This window comes from Streptococcus suis (assembly GCF_024509555.1).
In the GTDB taxonomy this organism is placed as follows: domain Bacteria; phylum Bacillota; class Bacilli; order Lactobacillales; family Streptococcaceae; genus Streptococcus; species Streptococcus suis_AD.
Genome location: NZ_JAMWEL010000027.1, coordinates 1 through 16,819, shown reverse-complemented (window position 1 = coordinate 16,819; position 16,819 = coordinate 1). Strand labels below are relative to the sequence as shown.

General features: G+C 42.9%; 18 protein-coding genes and 1 pseudogene. 7 read left to right on the top strand and 12 right to left on the bottom strand.

The genetic code is table 11. From position 1 onward, the window contains the following. Positions 1 to 3: 3 nt before the first annotated feature. Together NF418_RS09570 and NF418_RS09565 are read left to right on the top strand one after the other, a co-directional pair. A complete protein-coding gene (locus tag NF418_RS09570; RefSeq protein ID WP_024380343.1) occupies positions 4 to 405 on the top strand; it encodes a nuclear transport factor 2 family protein in 402 nt (133 codons plus the stop codon). Positions 406 to 492: 87 nt separating this feature from the next. Then, positions 493 to 1,338, top strand: a pseudogene (locus NF418_RS09565) (VOC family protein). 53 nt (positions 1,339 to 1,391) lie between these two features. Here NF418_RS09565 and pflA read toward each other — a convergent pair. From pflA to NF418_RS09550, 3 genes are all read right to left on the bottom strand, one after another. Beyond that, positions 1,392 to 2,183 (bottom strand): pyruvate formate-lyase-activating protein, encoded by a 792-nt coding sequence (pflA, locus tag NF418_RS09560; RefSeq protein WP_171999363.1) that lies wholly within the window; start codon positions 2,181 to 2,183, stop codon positions 1,392 to 1,394. Positions 2,184 to 2,288: 105 nt separating this feature from the next. Further along, a complete protein-coding gene (locus NF418_RS09555; RefSeq protein ID WP_256779447.1) occupies positions 2,289 to 2,771 on the bottom strand; it encodes a dihydrofolate reductase family protein in 483 nt (160 codons plus the stop codon). 166 nt (positions 2,772 to 2,937) lie between these two features. After that, entirely contained in the window at positions 2,938 to 4,272 is a 1,335-nt protein-coding gene (locus NF418_RS09550; RefSeq protein ID WP_256779446.1) for a hemolysin family protein, read from the bottom strand. A 115-nt stretch (positions 4,273 to 4,387) separates the two neighbouring features. Here NF418_RS09550 and NF418_RS09545 point away from each other — a divergent pair, with 115 nt between their 5' ends. Beyond that, positions 4,388 to 5,167 (top strand): ABC transporter ATP-binding protein, encoded by a 780-nt coding sequence (locus NF418_RS09545; protein WP_256779445.1) that lies wholly within the window; start codon positions 4,388 to 4,390, stop codon positions 5,165 to 5,167. A 15-nt stretch (positions 5,168 to 5,182) separates the two neighbouring features. Here NF418_RS09545 and NF418_RS09540 read toward each other — a convergent pair whose 3' ends face one another. Together NF418_RS09540 and NF418_RS09535 are read right to left on the bottom strand one after the other, a co-directional pair. After that, positions 5,183 to 5,737 (bottom strand): class I SAM-dependent methyltransferase, encoded by a 555-nt coding sequence (locus tag NF418_RS09540; RefSeq protein ID WP_105142921.1) that lies wholly within the window; start codon positions 5,735 to 5,737, stop codon positions 5,183 to 5,185. Positions 5,738 to 5,746: 9 nt separating this feature from the next. Next, positions 5,747 to 6,265, bottom strand: coding sequence for a TetR/AcrR family transcriptional regulator (locus NF418_RS09535; RefSeq protein ID WP_024378110.1), 519 nt, complete (start codon positions 6,263 to 6,265; stop codon positions 5,747 to 5,749). A gap of 121 nt (positions 6,266 to 6,386) precedes the next feature. On the opposite strand from NF418_RS09535, the gene NF418_RS09530 reads away from it, so the two are divergent. Genes NF418_RS09530 through nadE form a run of 4 tightly spaced genes read left to right on the top strand, consistent with a single transcriptional unit; the run spans position 6,387 to position 10,253 of the window. Continuing rightward, complete coding sequence (locus tag NF418_RS09530; protein WP_256779444.1) at positions 6,387 to 7,205, top strand: cation diffusion facilitator family transporter; 819 nt, start codon at positions 6,387 to 6,389, stop codon at positions 7,203 to 7,205. Between the two features lie 52 nt (positions 7,206 to 7,257). Then, positions 7,258 to 7,902, top strand: a complete 645-nt coding sequence (locus NF418_RS09525) for a prepilin peptidase (RefSeq protein ID WP_256779442.1) — start codon at positions 7,258 to 7,260, stop codon at positions 7,900 to 7,902. Positions 7,903 to 7,955: 53 nt separating this feature from the next. Next, entirely contained in the window at positions 7,956 to 9,416 is a 1,461-nt protein-coding gene (locus NF418_RS09520; protein ID WP_256779441.1) for a nicotinate phosphoribosyltransferase, read from the top strand. 12 nt (positions 9,417 to 9,428) lie between these two features. Beyond that, entirely contained in the window at positions 9,429 to 10,253 is an 825-nt protein-coding gene (gene nadE, locus NF418_RS09515; RefSeq protein ID WP_256779440.1) for an ammonia-dependent NAD(+) synthetase, read from the top strand. Positions 10,254 to 10,295: 42 nt separating this feature from the next. Here the strand turns inward: nadE and trpB are convergent, their stop codons facing one another. From trpB to rsmD, 7 genes are all read right to left on the bottom strand, one after another. Beyond that, positions 10,296 to 11,471 (bottom strand): tryptophan synthase subunit beta, encoded by a 1,176-nt coding sequence (gene trpB, locus NF418_RS09510; protein ID WP_256779438.1) that lies wholly within the window; start codon positions 11,469 to 11,471, stop codon positions 10,296 to 10,298. 507 nt (positions 11,472 to 11,978) lie between these two features. After that, a complete protein-coding gene (locus NF418_RS09505; protein ID WP_105107958.1) occupies positions 11,979 to 12,518 on the bottom strand; it encodes a VanZ family protein in 540 nt (179 codons plus the stop codon). Continuing rightward, positions 12,515 to 13,627 carry a 23S rRNA (adenine(2503)-C(2))-methyltransferase RlmN gene (gene rlmN / locus NF418_RS09500; RefSeq protein ID WP_172054357.1) on the bottom strand — a complete coding sequence of 371 codons (1,113 nt, stop codon included), beginning with the start codon at positions 13,625 to 13,627 and terminating at the stop codon, positions 12,515 to 12,517. Before rlmN ends, NF418_RS09505 begins: the two co-directional genes overlap by 4 nt. Positions 13,628 to 13,635: 8 nt before the next feature. Then, entirely contained in the window at positions 13,636 to 14,277 is a 642-nt protein-coding gene (locus tag NF418_RS09495; RefSeq protein ID WP_256779437.1) for a YutD family protein, read from the bottom strand. A gap of 272 nt (positions 14,278 to 14,549) precedes the next feature. Then, positions 14,550 to 15,617: a SepM family pheromone-processing serine protease gene (locus NF418_RS09490; protein WP_256779436.1), complete on the bottom strand. Its 1,068-nt coding sequence runs from the start codon at positions 15,615 to 15,617 to the stop codon at positions 14,550 to 14,552. Then, positions 15,604 to 16,092, bottom strand: coding sequence for a pantetheine-phosphate adenylyltransferase (coaD, locus tag NF418_RS09485; RefSeq protein WP_256779434.1), 489 nt, complete (start codon positions 16,090 to 16,092; stop codon positions 15,604 to 15,606). Before coaD ends, NF418_RS09490 begins: the two co-directional genes overlap by 14 nt. Then, positions 16,082 to 16,621, bottom strand: coding sequence for a 16S rRNA (guanine(966)-N(2))-methyltransferase RsmD (gene rsmD, locus NF418_RS09480; RefSeq protein ID WP_171999274.1), 540 nt, complete (start codon positions 16,619 to 16,621; stop codon positions 16,082 to 16,084). Before rsmD ends, coaD begins: the two co-directional genes overlap by 11 nt. Positions 16,622 to 16,819 lie beyond the last annotated feature (198 nt).

Genomic DNA, 16,819 nt, shown 5'->3' with positions numbered 1-16,819 from the left:
TGTATGTCAAAAAATCAATTATATAAAAATATTTTAGAAGAAACTTATCTAGCTACTGCTCAAGGTCGAATAGAAGATTTCAAGAGCCATTTGGCTGCTGATGTCTCTTGGACAGAAGCTGCAGGCTTTCCCTATGCTGGTACCTATATCGGTCCAGATGCAGTGATCGAAAACGTCCATGCAAGACTAGGTTCTGAATGGACCAATTATAGTGCCACACCCGTTGATTACGCCTTTTCAGGAAACCGTGTCATGGTTTATGGCTACTACAAGGGGACCTACAACCTTACTCAGAAATCCTTCCAAGCAGACTTTGTCCATATTTACGATTTTAATGCTGAAAATAGAATTACACACTTTATCCAAATCGTAGATAGCGCACTTGTTGAGAAAGCTATGAGATAAAAATCAATTTTCAAAAGTCTATTCGTCACACATTAACTAAGTAACTCGAAAATTCCTATAAATTGTATCAGAAAGCTAGGTATTCCCATGTACAATTCCCAATTTGAACTGGGCCACGTCGCCCTCAATGTCCGCAATCTGGAACTCCAAAGCCTGTTTTACCAACAAGTCTTGGGGCTCCAAGTTCTCTCCCAAAGCCCCAACCAGATTGACCTAGGCGTTGGATAAAACATCCTTATTCGCCTGATTCAAACAGAGCAGAAAGGTGAAGTTAGCCACAGCTACGGACTCTATCACTTGGCCATCGTCCTACCTAGCCGTGAGGACCTGGGGACCATTTTCCGACACTTTATCGACAATAAGATTCCTCTCCAAGGCGCCAGCGACCACGGTTACAGCGAAGCCATTTACCTAGCCGACACGGAAGGCAACGGCATCGAGATCTACCGCGACCTCCCTCAAGACACTTGGGATGTCCGACCAGACGGCCGAATCGTCGGCATTACTGAGCCTATGGATGCTGAAACGATCTATGCTTTAGGGAAAAAAGCTGACGCAGCCTATCAGATACCGATTGGCAGTCGCATGGGTCATGTCCATCTATCTGTCCGAGAAAGCACTGCTTCTAGCCGTTTTTACCAAGAAGTCCTAGCTGTCGAGGATAAATTCTCCGTCCCATCTGCAGCCTGGCTAGCCTCCGGTGATTATCACCACCATTTAGCTGTCAATGAATGGGGTGGCAAAAATCTGAAAACCAGACAAGAAGGCATGCCAGGCCTTTCCTACTATACAGTCATTTATTCCAATCAGGAAGCTTTTGAAGCAACCTTGAATCGTGCCATTGCTGCAAACTTAAAGGTAGAAAGCATGAATAGTTCTGCTGCCTTTGTTGATGTGGATGGCATAAAAACTAAACTCTACATAATTGAATAGAAAACATAGAAAAAGACTTACCAACTCAGCTATCTTGGTAAGTCTTTTTAAGTCTATCCTTTAATCCTATTCAAGTAGTCTTGATAGGACTCCGTTTCCATTAATGCTTTTGCATTTTCTACTCGTGCTTTTGTCGGTGGCTTGGTTCCCTCTAGTGGGTAAGGTCTTCCTAATTCACGCCACTTAAATTCGCCAAGATTGTGATAAGGTAACACTTCAAAGCGTTCTACATTATTCAAGGTTTTGACAAATTTACCCAATTCAACCAAGTCTTCATCTCGATCTGTCAAACCAGGTACCAAAACATGACGAATCCAAACTGGCTTACCAATATCCGACAAATAACGAGCGCACTCTAAAATAGTCTTATTGCTATGACCTGTAACAATTCGATGCTGATCAGAATTAATCTCTTTAATATCCAAAAGCACCAAGTCTGTTACTTCCATCAAGCGATTGTATTTTTCTAAATAGCGCTCGGTCGAACGGAAAGTTAGAGCACAGGTATCCAATGTTGTATGAATCCCCTTTTCTTTGGCCAAAGAAAAGAGGGCAATCAAAAAGTCTATCTGAATGGTCGCCTCGCCACCAGAAACGGTAATACCACCTTCCTTGCCCCAAAACATGCGAAAACGCAAGGCTTCATTTAGTACATCTTCTGCCGTCCGCTCCTTGGCAGCAGGATTGACCAACTCCCATGTATCAGGGTTATGACAATACTGACACCGCATGTGGCAGCCTTGCATAAAGACCACAAAACGCACACCCGGTCCATCAACAGAACCAAAACTCTCGGTCGAATGTACTAGACCTGTAACTTTTCTATAATCTATTTCTTCCATGATTCCGTCCTCGTTTTCATTATACAGTTATTATACCACAAAAATGAAAACGCTTCTATCTTTTGCTCATTTAAATAATGGACCATTCAGATTCGGTAATAGAATAAGTCAACCCAATACACCAGACTGCATTTGTACAGATTCCAACAATTTCAATGTACCCGAGATCCTATTAAATAAATTAAATCCCGCACCTACAATGACCGGTGAAACTGTCAAACATAGCTGGTCAACCAGTCCTACTTTTAATAGAAATTGAGCTAATCTTGGACTTCCTATGACAAGAATAGCTCCACCTTCTTTCGACTTTTCAATGTGAAGACGTTGGATAAGATTGTCCTTAATTAAACTTGCATTATTCCAAGTAACTTCCGAAAGGCTTGTCGAACAAACTAGTTTTTCAACAGCATTTACCCATGCTGCATGATTGCGTTCATGTTCACTTGCTTCCAAATTATCCAGCATATTTGGCCAATAATGATACATCATTTCATAGGTGGAATGCCCCCACAAAATTGTATCTGCTTTTGCGGTCACCTGGTTGGCAAACTCCTCTAATTCATGATTATATTGAACAAAACTTATATCCATTGCACCATTCGGTCCTTCAACAATCCATCAAGCGACATATGTAGGAAAACGACTAATTTTCTAATATAAAACCTTATTTCTAACAAAAAATATTATACTATATTTCAATAGCAGTGTAAAACTAGAAAATTTGAAAACCAGCTGCAAACCTGCAACTGGCTCATCTTTATTCTTCTATTTCATCCTTCTCAATTGAGGTAATATAAAGTTTCAACTTAGTCACGCGGCCATTTTTCACCTTATCATTAATCAGAACTAAGTGATGATCTTTACTGTCGACCTCAAAAGTCACTTTTTCTTCCTGACTTGGAATGGTTCCAACACCGGTCAGATAATAGCCAGCGATGGTATCCACATCATCACTCTCTAACTCGGTATCAAAATGTTCATTGAAGTCATTTAAGGTCATATTGCCTTGAACAATGTAGGTATTTTCCGCGATTTCTCGGACAAAAATTTCTGTCTTATCCGTTTCATCGTCGATTTCACCGACAATTTCTTCCAACAAATCTTCCAAGGTAACCAGACCCGCAACTCCACCATACTCATCTAGCAGGATAGCCATCTGATTTTGGGTGTTTCGCAATGATGTCAACAAATCATCTACAAAAATCGTTTCTGGAACAAAAAGTGGCTCCTGCATGATACGACGGATGTTGAGATTATCAAAACCATTCGTAAAGGCTTCTGACAAGATTTTCTTGGTATGAATCAGTCCGATGATATTGTCCTTATCCCCATCGTAAACTGGGATACGTGAAAAATTCTGTTTCAAAATGGCAGCCATTATGGTTTCTGTATCATCTTCAATGTCTACCATAAAAGCATCTGTCCGAGGAACCATAACCTCACGCGCCATCAGCTCATCCAAGGAGAATACACCTTGCAACATCTCAATCTCTTCCGCATCCAGAGTCTGCTCACTTTTGGTTAAAATGTATTCAATTTCGTCCCTTGTCATCTGCTCGTCCGCATCATCAAAATTCATAGGGGTGATACGGCTGATTAGATTGGTAGCGGCTGATAAAAGCCAAACAAAGGGGCTAACAATTTTTCCTAGGAAAATAATCACAGGTGCAGTGACTACTGCCAGATTTTCCTTCATGTTCATGGCAATCCGCTTGGGATATAGTTCACCCAGTACAATAGACACAAATGTCAACATAGCCAGAGCCAACCAGTAACCAGCTGTCTGCGCTGTTGTTGAGTTGCCCAACCACTTGGCGAAAACAGCACCCAAATCGTTGGCCAAACTGGCACCCGAAAGAATGGAAATAAAGGTAATTCCAACCTGAATAGTTGAAAGAAAATTGTTGGGGTTTTCTAAAACTTGAATCAATCTGATGTAGCGTTTTTCACCTTCAGCAGCCTTTTGCTCTACCCTAGAACGATTTAGAGAAACAAGAGCCATTTCAGATGCTGAAAAGAAGGCATTCAACAAGGTCAATAATAACAGTAATAAAATTTGTAAATGAATGGTCTGACTACCAGGGTCTTCCATGATATTCTCCTAAAAAAAATGATATAATAGCTCTATTATACCATAAATAGAACATTATGGTAAATGGAATACCCAATTTCTTTTTTACAAGAAAGTTCAATAGATTGGAAAAAATATGATCGTATCAATGAAAAACTTATCCTACACTAGACAGGGTAAAGCTATTTTAGAAGACCTTAACTGGGAATTTAGAAAGGGAGAGCGTTGGGCTATTTTAGGCCTTAACGGTGCTGGAAAATCCACACTGCTGCGCATATTGATGGCAGAGTTTTGGAAGACATCTGGCGAGTTGACTGTTCTAGGTGTGGAATTTGGTAAGGGTGATATTCCCGGCCTGCGCACTAAGATTGGGGTGGTTGGCTCCTTTTTGGCAGAACGATTTCCCATTGATTTGACGGCTGAGCAGATTGTCTTGACAGGAAAATATAAGTCTTCTATCTTGTACCGGGAATATGGTCAGACAGAATTGGACCAGGCTATTGAAATGCTGAAAACAATCAAGGCTGACCACTTGATTGGCAGGACCTATGCCAGTTTGTCACAAGGTGAACGCCAACTCCTGCTGATCGCCCGCAGTTTGATGGAAGAACCGGCTATTTTGATTTTAGACGAGGCTACTGTGGGCTTAGACCTCTTGGCTCGCGAACGCCTGCTCCACCACATTGACTACATCTGCCAACTCCCAACGGCTCCTGCCATTATCTACGTCACCCATCACGCCGAAGAAATCACTGATCATTTCACCCATGTCCTCCTGCTCAAAGATGGCATGGTCTTGGCTCAGGGAGCAAAACAAGATATCCTGACACCTGAACTCCTCAGCGATTTTTATGGCAATCAGGTGGAATTGATTGACTTGGGTGAGGGAAGATTGTTCATTAAGCCCATATTATAACAAACAAATCCAGCCCTAGTTTGAGCTGGATTTTAATCGTTCCACCATGACCAAAAACGGTGGGGTATTGACTTGGTTGAGCGGTTTGTAGAGCATGGTGGTAAAGACAGTCTGGTCTAACTGGCTGATAAAGTCTAAGACTGCATCTTTCTCAAGAGCTCCACCCTCATGACCATAATAAATCATGATAGCCAAGCGACCTCCAACCACCAGTCTGTCAAGAACTTTTTCAATAGCTTGAAGGGTGGTTGCAGGCAGGGTAATAACTGACTTATCCGCCGAAGGAAGATAGCCCAGATTGAAAATTGCTGCCTTGCATTCCTCCACATACTTGTCTAGGTTTTCGTGCCCTGTCAAAACCAATTGGGCATTGGTCAAGCCAGCTTTTTCTAGTTTTTCAGCCGTTGTGGCCAGGGCTTGTTCCTGAATATCAAAGGCCACAACTTTTCCTGCTCGTTGGGCTAAAAATAGCGTGTCATGACCATTTCCCATCGTCGCATCGACCGCTAGGTCCTGGTCTGTTAAAATCTCATCTAAAAAGGCATGGGCCATGTGTAAAGGTCTAAGCATTTTCACTCCTTAAGCTAATAATCTTACATAATATTCGGTCAAGGTGGCTTCGTCCACCTTTTTGCGTTGCTGCAACCACCAGCTGACCGTCTCCACAAAAGTGGTCACAACAAAATGCACCAGCAAATCCTCTGGAAGATTCCCCTTGTCCTGCATGTAGTCTTCAACCACTTTTGGAAAAATGTCGTGTTTCAGCTCCGCTTCCAGTTCTCTTAGAAAATAGGCATTGCGGGACAATAAAAGGCTGGCAACTCGGTCTTGATTGGTCCGAAAGTGTTTGAAAATATGGGCCAACAAAGTCTTCACATCCGCATCTTCACGACCTGTAAATAAGTGGTGAAAGAGGTCATGACAAAGTTCTTCCAAAAGAGCCTCTTTACTGGCATAGTGGGCATAGAAAGTGGAACGCCCCACATCTGCCAGGTCAATAACATCCTGCACGCGCATGTCATCATAACCTTTATCATTTAATAAGGTCAAAAAAGCCTGAAAAATAGCTCTTTTTGTTTTTGCAATTCGTCTATCCATTTTTCGTACATTTCAAACAATTTGTTCAGAAAAAGACAAACCGTTTCTCTTGTTTCTAGTTTTTTGGCTCATTACAGTACATAATAAACCTATAAACAGTATAACACAGAAAGGGAATCTCATGTCATCTTCTAAAAATACATTTATCGCTTTTCTCCTCAATCTCAGCTTTTCTATCATCGAGTTTATCTTTGGCTGGCTCTTTGGTTCCAGCGCTATCTTAGCAGATGCTGTTCATGATTTGGGTGACGCCCTCGCCATCGGAAGCTCTGCCATCATGCAAACCTATGCCAATAAACCTGCTGACAAGTTCTATCCTTTTGGCTACAAGAGATGGAATATTTTGGCTGCTCTCTTGACTTCCAGCATTCTGATTATCGGCTCCAGCTTGATCCTTGTAGAAAACATTCCCAATCTTTTCCATCCCCAGCCTGTCAATCAGGATGGGATGCTGATACTTGGGATTATCGCTGTCATCATCAATTTCTTTGCTTCTCGTATTGTAAAAAATGGCCATAGCCATAATGAATCCATTCTCAGCTTACACTTTTTAGAGGATATTTTGGGATGGCTGGCGGTCATCCTTGTTTCCATCATTCTTCAATTCACTGATTGGTACTTTCTAGACCCATTACTCTCACTCGGTATTGCTATCTTCATCCTCTCCAAAGCCCTGCCAAAAGCTTGGAATAGTGTCAAGATTCTACTTGAAACAAGTCCGCAAGGAGTAAATCTTGAAGAAGTGAAAGAAATTCTCCTTGCTCTTGAAAATGTTCACGAAATCACTCAACTAAATGTCTGGACCATGGATGGATATGACCATTGTGCGACAGTGACGGTCAAACTAACAAATCCTGCTGTAGCAGACAAGACCAAAGCAAAAATACGGAATTCTCTCCATTCCTTTGGCATTATCCAGAGTACCATCGAAATTTTGTAAAAAAATTTTAAAAAATATCTCATTTTCCTCTCCCATTTGCGAATAAATAGGTATGAAGACAATTATCCTATTTTTCCTTGGAGCTTCTATCGGCTCCTTCTTGGGATTGGTCATCGACCGTTTCCCTGAACAGTCCATTATCGCACCCTCTAGTCACTGCAATGCCTGCAAGCGACGGCTCAAAGCTTGGGATCTAATTCCTATTCTTTCCCAGCTTTCTACAAAATCTAAGTGCCGTTACTGCAAGGCGAAAATTCCTTATTGGTATCTGGGACTGGAGTTTTTAGCTGGTCTATTGGTCCTGCTCTGCCATTTTCACATCCTATCCATAGCTGAAACCATTCTTATCTTTGCAGGGCTAGTCTTGACCATTTACGACATCAAGCATCAGGAATATCCCTTCGCTGTCTGGCTACTCTTTACCTTTGTAGCCCTCATTCTCTCACAGCTCAACTGGCTCTTCTGTGGTTTTTTGCTCCTGGCCTATCTGACTGAAAAATGGCACCTCAATATCGGTTCTGGCGATTTTCTCTATCTGGCAAGTCTGTCACTTTTGTTTGGCTTTACAGAAATTCTTTGGATTATTCAGCTTAGTTCCATCCTAGGTCTGTCCATCTTTTTCATCTTTAAACCAAAATCCCTACCCTATGTACCTTTTCTTTTTTTGGCCAGCCTGATCATCAATATCACTCTCTAAATCGAGCCTAGCTCGATTTTTTTGGTATAATAGAAAGAATAAAGGAGAAAGCTATGACAGTTTTTACAGATGACAGTTTAACCCTGCATACCGACCTTTACCAGATCAATATGATGCAGGTCTATTTTAATCAAAACATACACAACAAACATGCCGTGTTTGAAGTCTATTTCCGTTCTCAGCCCTTTAAAAATGGCTATGCCGTCTTTGCAGGTTTGGAGCGTGTGGTAGAATATCTCAACAATCTCAGCTTCAGCCAGACAGATATTGACTATTTGACTGAATTAGGCTATCCTAAGGATTTCCTGGATTATTTGGCAAATCTAGAAATGAACTTGACCGTTCGTTCTGCCAAGGAAGGCGACCTAGTCTATGCCAACGAGCCCATTATGCAGATTGAAGGCCCACTTGCCCAGTGCCAGTTGATTGAAACAGCCATACTCAATATCGTCAACTACCAAACCCTGATCGCCACCAAGGCCCGTCGTATCAAGGCAGTCATTGAAGAAGAGGCGCTTATGGAATTTGGTACCCGTCGTGCCCAAGAAATGGATGCTGCCATTTGGGGTACCCGCGCAGCCTTTATCGGCGGCGCTTCTGCCACTTCCAATGTTCGAGCAGGAAAAATCTTCGGCATTCCTGTCGCTGGTACCCATGCCCATGCCCTAGTCCAAACCTACGGCGATGATTACAAGGCTTTCAAGGCCTACGCTGAAACCCATCACGACTGTGTTTTCTTGGTAGATACCTATGATACCCTTCGAATCGGTGTCCCAGCAGCCATCAAGGTTGCCAAGGAAATGGGCGATAAGATTAACTTCAAAGGGGTTCGGATTGATTCTGGTGATATGGCCTATATTTCCAAAAAGGTCCGTCAACAGTTGGACGAGGCAGGCTTTACGGAAGCCAAAATCTACGCATCCAACGACTTGGATGAAAATACCATCCTCAACCTCAAAATGCAAAAGGCCAAGATTGATGTCTGGGGAGTGGGGACTAAGTTGATTACTGCTTATGACCAACCTGCCTTGGGTGCTGTCTATAAGATTGTTTCCATTGAAGAGGAACATGGAAAGATGCGAGATACCATCAAACTATCTTCCAACGTGGAAAAAGTATCGACACCTGGCAAAAAACAAGTCTGGCGCATCACCTCAAAAGAAAAAGGCAAGTCAGAAGGCGACTATATCACCTTTGCGGATACCGATGTCAGCCAAATGGACAGCATTTATATGTTCCATCCGACCTATACCTACATCAACAAGACCATTGAAAACTTCGATGCCCGTCCCCTCCTTATTCCAATTTTTGAAGAGGGCAAGCAAGTCTATGAATTACCAAGTCTAGCAGAAATTCAAGCCTATGCCAACCAAGAATTTGACAAGCTCTGGGACGAATACAAACGCGTACTCAATCCGCAGCTCTATCCAGTTGACCTGGCCCAAGATGTCTGGGATAACAAGATGAACATCATCAATCGCATTCGCAAACAAAGCCAGGCCAAATCCATCTAAGAAAGGTAGCCAATGACCCTACAAGAAACCATTATCAAGGAACTAGGTGTCAAGCCAAGCATTGACCCAAATGAAGAAATCCGTCGCTCCATCGACTTTCTCAAAGACTATCTGAAAAAACATCCCTTTTTGAAAACCTATGTTTTGGGTATTTCGGGTGGACAAGATTCGACTTTGGCTGGTCGTTTGGCCCAGCTGACCATGGAAGAAATGAGAGCGGAAACAGGTGACGATTCTTATCAATTTATCGCTATCCGTCTCCCTTACGGTGTGCAGGCTGACGAGTCCGATGCCCAAGCAGCCCTAGCCTTTATTCAACCAGATGTCAGCCTAACCATCAACATCAAGGAATCTACAGATGCTATGGCGGCGGCTGTCAATGCAAATGGGCTTGCTATGTCTGATTTTAATAAGGGAAATGCTAAAGCCCGCATGCGCATGATTGCCCAATATGCAGTTGCCGGTGAACGCAAGGGAGCTGTGATTGGAACCGACCATGCCGCTGAAAATATCACCGGCTTCTTTACCAAGCACGGTGATGGCGGTGCAGACATTCTCCCCCTCTTCCGCCTTAACAAGCGTCAAGGTAAGCAACTTCTAGCAGCCTTGGGAGCAGATGAAAAACTCTACCTCAAAGTCCCTACCGCTGACTTGGAAGAGGACAAACCAGGCCTGGCGGATGAAGTTGCTCTTGGTGTTACCTACAACCAAATCGACGACTATCTTGAAGGCAAAATCATCGACCCTCAAGCCCAAACCATTATCGAAGGATGGTGGAAGAAAACAGCCCACAAACGCCACTTACCAATTACTATTTTTGATGACTTTTGGAAATAAACAAATGTCCCCTGACGATAGGCAATTGTCAGGGGTTTTCTCTTATCTATTCTCCAAATAATCCGCAATCGCTGCGACATCCTTGTCTCCTCGACCGGAGACATTAATCATAATTATTTTATCTTTATCTAGTTGTGGTGCTAATCGAATAGCTTCTGCAATCGCATGAGACGATTCAATGGCAGGAAGAATTCCTTCTGTGCGACTTAAGGTCAGAAGGGCATTAACCGCCTCATCATCTGTTGCTGCAACATATTGAACACGACCAGTTTCCTTATAGTGGGCATGTTCTGGACCAACACCTGGATAATCCAAACCAGCTGAGATCGAATAGACAGGAGCCACACCACCATTTTCATCAAAGAGCGAAATAGTCTTCATACCGTCAACCACACCGACTGTTCCTTTCGTCATGGTCGCTGCATGGAGTTCCGTATCAACACCCTTACCGGCCGCCTCTACACCAATCAACTGAACAGATTCATCTGGTAAATATTGAGAAAATGCACCAATGGCATTGGAACCACCACCCACACAGGCAATGACATAGTCTGGCAAACGACCTTCTTTTTCTAAAATCTGACGGCGAGATTCTACACTAATAATCTTTTGAAACTCATGGACAATAGTCGGATAAGGATGCGGACCGACTGCTGATCCCAAAACATAGAAGGCATCCAAATCTGCCATCCATGCACCGAATGCCGCATCAACGGCCTCTTTCAGGGTCTGAGTGCCATCCGTTACAGCATGAACACGCGCCCCCATCATCTCCATCCGAAATACATTGAGGCGTTGACGCTTAACATCTTCAGCCCCCATATAGACATCGCAACCCAAGCCAAATCGTGCCGCCACAGCAGCAGTCGCAACCCCATGTTGACCAGCACCAGTTTCTGCAATCACACGCGTTTTACCCATTCGCTTAGCTAGGAGTATCTGACCCAAGACATTATTGAGTTTGTGGGAACCCAAGTGATTCAAATCTTCCCGTTTGAGATAAATTTTCGCTCCACCAAGCTCCTTGGTCAAGGATTCCGCAAAATACAATGGTGTTTCACGACCTGCATAATCCTTTAAATAGCCTTGGTATTCGGAAATGAATTCCGGATCATTACGATAGGTTTCAAACGTCTCTTCCAATTGATCCAACAAGACCTGAATTTGATCCGGTACAAAGCTACCACCAAATTGTCCAAAATAACCTTTTTCTGCCATATGAATTCCTCTTTCTATTTCCTTTATACTGAGATTTTTCTACTAACAACATCCATCATTTATTAAAAATTGCTACGCCATCGCTTCATACTAATTACCTCGCACTATCTACACAGACAAATAGAAAAGCCCTTGCAGGAAAACAACCTGCGAGGGCGTCAATGGACACGGTGCCACCTCACTTATGGACTCGACTAGTAAGACCATAACTCATTCTCCTCAAACAAGGAGACGCACGATAAGGGGTGCGGACCGAATTCTCATTGTTTCGAATTCACATACCCAAACATAGATAAAACTGTTTCATACCACTCATTACTACATTTGGCATCAGCCCATTTCATAAACGACTAGCATCTATTTGCACCAACCATAGACTCTCTTCAGCTAAACAGTTTATTACTTCTTCTGATTACATAAAATTATACGCCACAATTCAAAATAGGTCAAGTGTTTTTTTGAAATTTTCTAAAAAATTTGAAAATTCATTCATTTTCACCTATCTTTCTATCTATCGTCTTTTGTTCTAGATAATAGGATGCCAATTCCTTTTTGAAGATTGGTAAATAATAGATAGGCCAAGACACCTCCTAGCGTATTGGTCCAGAGGTCATCCACTTCAAACACTCGCCCCGCATCGATGAGCAGGTCTAACAAGAGCTGGGTACATTCGATAAACAAGCTCATACAAAAACTATAACGTATCACCGCTCGAAGGCTCCGCCATTCTTCCCGAAGGAATAAGAGAAGAAAAACAAGTGGAAAGAGCAGAAAAATATTGGTAATGTTTTGCAGGAAAATCCAGCCTAGGTCCGCCAGACTGTCCACCTTATCCCCATTGACGATGCTGTTGAAAGGGGTAGGCAGGAGATAGAGCCGTCCAATCTGAATAATTCCTGGTGTGGAGAAATCCTTGTATTGAGGATACCAAGACTGAGGTAGGAAACAGAGTAAAACAATAGCCAGAGCATAGGCTCCAGCTAAGGTCTTACAAATCTGTCTTCCTAGCTTGGTCAAGTTTCCATCTGCTTGGAAGAATGTTCTCATGCCTGAATACCTGCCTTGGCTTTGGCTGCTGCAATACGAGCACGCGCTTTTTCACGGTCCTTTTTGAGGGTATTGGAACGCAACTGACCACAAGCTGCATCAATATCAGTACCATGTTCCTGACGAACGACACAGTTGACCCCATTTTTCTTCAAAACATCAAAGAAAGCCAAGGTCCGCTCCCTAGTAGAGCGACTATACTGGTCATGCTCACTTACAGGGTTGTATGGAATCAAGTTGATATAAGACAATTTACGGATATTCTTGGTCAAATCAGCCAATTCTTGCGCCTGTTCAACCCCATCGTTGACCTCATTAAGCATGATATACTCAAAGGTCACACGGCGGTTAGTTACCTTGATATAGTCTTCGATTGCCTCAAACAAGACCTCGATTGGATAACGGCGGTTGATCCGCATAATGCTGGAACGAAGGTCGTTATTTGGCGCATGGAGTGAGACAGCCAGATTAACCTGAACACCCTCACGGGCAAAATCACGGATTTTTGGTGCCAAACCAGAAGTAGAAACCGTAATGTGACGGGCACCAATTGCCAAGCCCTTATCATCATTGACAACACGCAAGAAAGTCATAACATTATCATAGTTGTCAAGTGGCTCACCAATCCCCATGACAACGATATGGCTGACACGCTCATTCTGATTACGCTCATCCAGGTATTTCTGCACCAACATAATCTGAGCCACAATCTCACCACTGGTCAAATCCCGTTGCTTAGGAATCAAACCAGAAGCACAGAAGGTACAGCCAATATTACATCCAACCTGTGTCGTTACACAAACTGACAGACCATAATGCTGGTGCATCAGAACTGTTTCAATCAACATGCCATCTGGCAATTCAAACAGGTATTTGATCGTACCGTCCTTAGACTCTTGTACAATCCGTTGTTTGAGTGGGTTGACCACAAAGTTTTCTTCCAATTTTTCAATCAAAGACTTAGGCAAGTTGGTCATTTCCGCAAAGGACTGGACACGGGAACGATAAAGCCATTCCCAAATCTGTGTCGCACGGAATTTCTTCTCCCCATTTTCTAATATCCAATCAACAAGATTGGCTTGACTAAATGCATAAATTGATGGTTTCATGTTTCTCCCTACTTCTGACGGATGACAAAGCTACGCTTAGCCTCATTCATCTCTCGATTATTCTGTTTGCGGTCACGCTTCTGACTACGCTCCGTCTGGCTGGACTTGGCCCCCGCATTTTTCATAGTAAAATGACGTTGCTCTGACTGCTTGTTCTGCTGCTTCCCTTTTTTCTGACGGACACTACGATTTTCATTCATTTCTTTTGGCGCAATAGACTCCGCCCGCTGCTGATTTCTATTGCGATTTCGAGAACGATTCCGCTTGCGACGGGGTCTGTCTTCCTCCTCAGCAGGCAAGTCCTGCGGATTTGGATTGGCTAAGACAAAATATGCACAGCCAAAATTACAGAATTCCGTCAAATAATCATCCAAACGACTGATTTTAGAGTCAGACTTAACAGTCTTATCATCCTTATAAAAGCCCTTCAAACGCAATTGTTCATTGCCCCAATCGCCGACAATATAGTCAAACTTGAGCATCAACTGTGAAAAACGCTGACCGAAAATAGTCTGGTCAAAAGCCTCTTTGTAGTCTTCCACAAGATCTAGCTCAATATTTTCAGATACAACCTTATCCCCCACACGAGCAAAACTTGGTCCAGGATACTTGTTGTAGTTATACATTTCTGGTGAAATATCTTTTTTCATGAATCCTCCAATCTAGTAATTTCTTCATACAGTTTATTTCTATCTAACCCTACTATTATATCACGATTTGAACTGAAATACTTCTAGTTTAAGTTTTCAAAGAAATTTCAGACAATTTTAATGAAATAGCAAAAAGGCTGGGCTCAAGCCCAGCACCGCTTCTCAAAATCAGTGTCAACATTTCAGCGCAGTGGTTGATTGGCAGATTTGTTCGTGTTTTACACTCCAAATCTGACCTAATCAACTGTGCGGGGGTGGGAAGACGAACTCTTCTATGAATGGTCGAGTTCTTTCCCACTCCCAGTTTTCTTCAAATAATCAATAGCGTCCTGAGCTGTCTTGACAGGCACAACTTCTATGTCCAGACCTGCCTTTTCAGCAGCTTCTTTAGCCTCTTCATAGTTGGTTTTAGCTGTTGAATCCTCTTTCAAGATTTCTTCATCAACTGGGTTATTGGGAACAAAGAAGATACTTGCTCCAGCCTTGGCTGCAGACAAGACCTTCTTATCTGCTCCACCAATATCACCAACGCTACCATCTTGCTCAATGGTTCCAGTACCTGCAATCACGCGCCCATCACGCAAGGTTGGATCAGCCAGTTGCGTATAGATTGCAAGGGTAAACATGAGACCTGCGCTTGGGCCACCGATATTGCCTGTTTGGAATTCAATCGGCACTGAACTTTCCACTTCCGTATGGTCTACAAGAGTAATCCCAATCCCATTTTTACCATTTGAAAGTTTGATAATTTGACCATCAGCTGATTTTTCCTGACCACCGCTTACGTAACCAACGGTCACATCACTACCCAATTCCAAACTGCTGACATATTTAATCAGGTCTGGTGAGGATTCAAAGGTTTTTCCATTGATGCTGACAACAGTGTCTGCAATATTGAGAATTTCCTTAAAAGTTGAATCTTCGGCCAAAGCTAGAACGTAAACCCCGAAGAAATCCAAACTGACCTCTTTGTCAGCCAAGGTCAAACCTTGGTACTTGGCCATATTTTGCGAAGTTTCCATGTAGAACTGGGCAATGCGGAAGTATTCCTCGCTGTCTGCCCCACCTGTCATCTCCTCAGCTGAACTGACACTTGTGTATGGGTCAAACTGGGCTGCCAAGAGTTGCAGTGCCGTAGCCTGCTGAACCGACACATAGGTAAAATTGTAAGAACCGTCCTCTTCATCAACCTTATCGTTGACTGTCAATACCTGACGAACATCCATGGCACCGCCCGGCTTTTCCAGATAATATGGTAAGGGGACAAAAACCGTAAACCAGATCAATAGAGTACCTAAAACAATAGAGCTAATCAGAAGTATTTTTTTATTTTTCTTCATTCTTTTTTATCTCCTCACTGACAACTTGGGGAACATAGGGGCTAATATCTTGCTGATAATGAATCAATTCTCTGATTTGACTAGAAGATATATTCCGATACTCAGGTTTAGATATGAGATAAACCGTTTCAAGTTCCGGAGCTAGTTGGCGATTAAAATAGTCAAAATTAGCTTCATATTCAAGGTCAATTCCATTACGCAGGCCTCGAACGATATGACTAACCCGTCGCTCACGGGCCACATCAACCACCAATTCCTGACCAGCTAAAAAAACCTCAATCTTCTCGTTTTCCTCAAAAACTTTTTGTAGAAGGGCTAGACGCTCCTGCCCTGTAAACAAACCTATTTTATTGGGATTGAAAAAAATACCCACATATAGCTTATCAAACAGGCCACTTGCTCGCTCGATGATATCCAGATGCCCATTGGTAATGGGGTCAAAGGATCCTGTGAACATTCCTATCTTATCTGACATAAACGGTTACCTTACTAATTCCATAGATTTTTTCCTTCCAGATGCCCAGCTCTGCTATTTCCTCCGGAAGAGAAACTGCCTTATCCGTTTCACAGACCACCATGACCTCTTGGGATAAAAGCTGACGCTGGCACAGCTCAGTGATATCTGCTACAATGTCCTCGGCTGCATAGGGAGGATCCAGAAAGACCAGGTCGAAGGATCCGCTCAGGTGAGCCAAAGCCTGCTTAGCTTCCATGGCCAAAAGCTGAAACTTGCTATCTTCCTTGGTCATGCGAATATTGTCGCGGATAATGGCTTGCGCTCTCCGATCTCGCTCGACCAGAACTGCCGACTCCACGCCGCGAGAAACAGCCTCGATAGACAAACCGCCACTTCCTGCATAGAGGTCCAAGACTCGACCACCGTCAAAATAAGGACCAATCATATTGAACATGGCTCCACGGACCTTGTCCGATGTGGGCCGAGTTGTCTTACCTTCTAAAGTTTTTAGCGGTCGTCCGCCATAAGTTCCTGATACGATTCTCATAAAGAATATTATAACAAAAAACTCCCATAAACTGAATTTTAGTGTGTAGTCTCAAAATCGAAAATTGCTTCTGCTAAATTCTCAAAGTAAGTTCTAGTCTGTCTTAAAAACTGGAAATTAGACTGAGACAAAGAAATAAGGTAGAACTTACTATGGGACAAGTTGGCAATCGACAATGAAAAACAAACACTTAACTCT

Excerpts from the sequence above, each read along its gene's own strand:
- trpB (WP_256779438.1), bottom strand. The coding sequence starts at position 11,471 with ATGGCAGAAAAAGGTTATTTTGGACAATTTGGTGGTAGCTTTGTACCG.
- NF418_RS09490 (WP_256779436.1), bottom strand. The coding sequence starts at position 15,617 with ATGAAGAAAAATAAAAAAATACTTCTGATTAGCTCTATTGTTTTAGGT.
- NF418_RS09530 (WP_256779444.1), top strand. The coding sequence starts at position 6,387 with ATGTCATCTTCTAAAAATACATTTATCGCTTTTCTCCTCAATCTCAGC.
- NF418_RS09550 (WP_256779446.1), bottom strand. The coding sequence starts at position 4,272 with ATGGAAGACCCTGGTAGTCAGACCATTCATTTACAAATTTTATTACTG.
- NF418_RS09505 (WP_105107958.1), bottom strand. The coding sequence starts at position 12,518 with ATGAGAACATTCTTCCAAGCAGATGGAAACTTGACCAAGCTAGGAAGA.
- NF418_RS09520 (WP_256779441.1), top strand. The coding sequence starts at position 7,956 with ATGACAGTTTTTACAGATGACAGTTTAACCCTGCATACCGACCTTTAC.
- coaD (WP_256779434.1), bottom strand. The coding sequence starts at position 16,092 with ATGTCAGATAAGATAGGAATGTTCACAGGATCCTTTGACCCCATTACC.
- rsmD (WP_171999274.1), bottom strand. The coding sequence starts at position 16,621 with ATGAGAATCGTATCAGGAACTTATGGCGGACGACCGCTAAAAACTTTA.
- nadE (WP_256779440.1), top strand. The coding sequence starts at position 9,429 with ATGACCCTACAAGAAACCATTATCAAGGAACTAGGTGTCAAGCCAAGC.
- rlmN (WP_172054357.1), bottom strand. The coding sequence starts at position 13,627 with ATGAAACCATCAATTTATGCATTTAGTCAAGCCAATCTTGTTGATTGG.
- NF418_RS09535 (WP_024378110.1), bottom strand. The coding sequence starts at position 6,265 with ATGGATAGACGAATTGCAAAAACAAAAAGAGCTATTTTTCAGGCTTTT.
- NF418_RS09540 (WP_105142921.1), bottom strand. The coding sequence starts at position 5,737 with ATGCTTAGACCTTTACACATGGCCCATGCCTTTTTAGATGAGATTTTA.
- NF418_RS09525 (WP_256779442.1), top strand. The coding sequence starts at position 7,258 with ATGAAGACAATTATCCTATTTTTCCTTGGAGCTTCTATCGGCTCCTTC.
- NF418_RS09570 (WP_024380343.1), top strand. The coding sequence starts at position 4 with ATGTCAAAAAATCAATTATATAAAAATATTTTAGAAGAAACTTATCTA.
- NF418_RS09495 (WP_256779437.1), bottom strand. The coding sequence starts at position 14,277 with ATGAAAAAAGATATTTCACCAGAAATGTATAACTACAACAAGTATCCT.
- NF418_RS09545 (WP_256779445.1), top strand. The coding sequence starts at position 4,388 with ATGATCGTATCAATGAAAAACTTATCCTACACTAGACAGGGTAAAGCT.
- NF418_RS09555 (WP_256779447.1), bottom strand. The coding sequence starts at position 2,771 with ATGGATATAAGTTTTGTTCAATATAATCATGAATTAGAGGAGTTTGCC.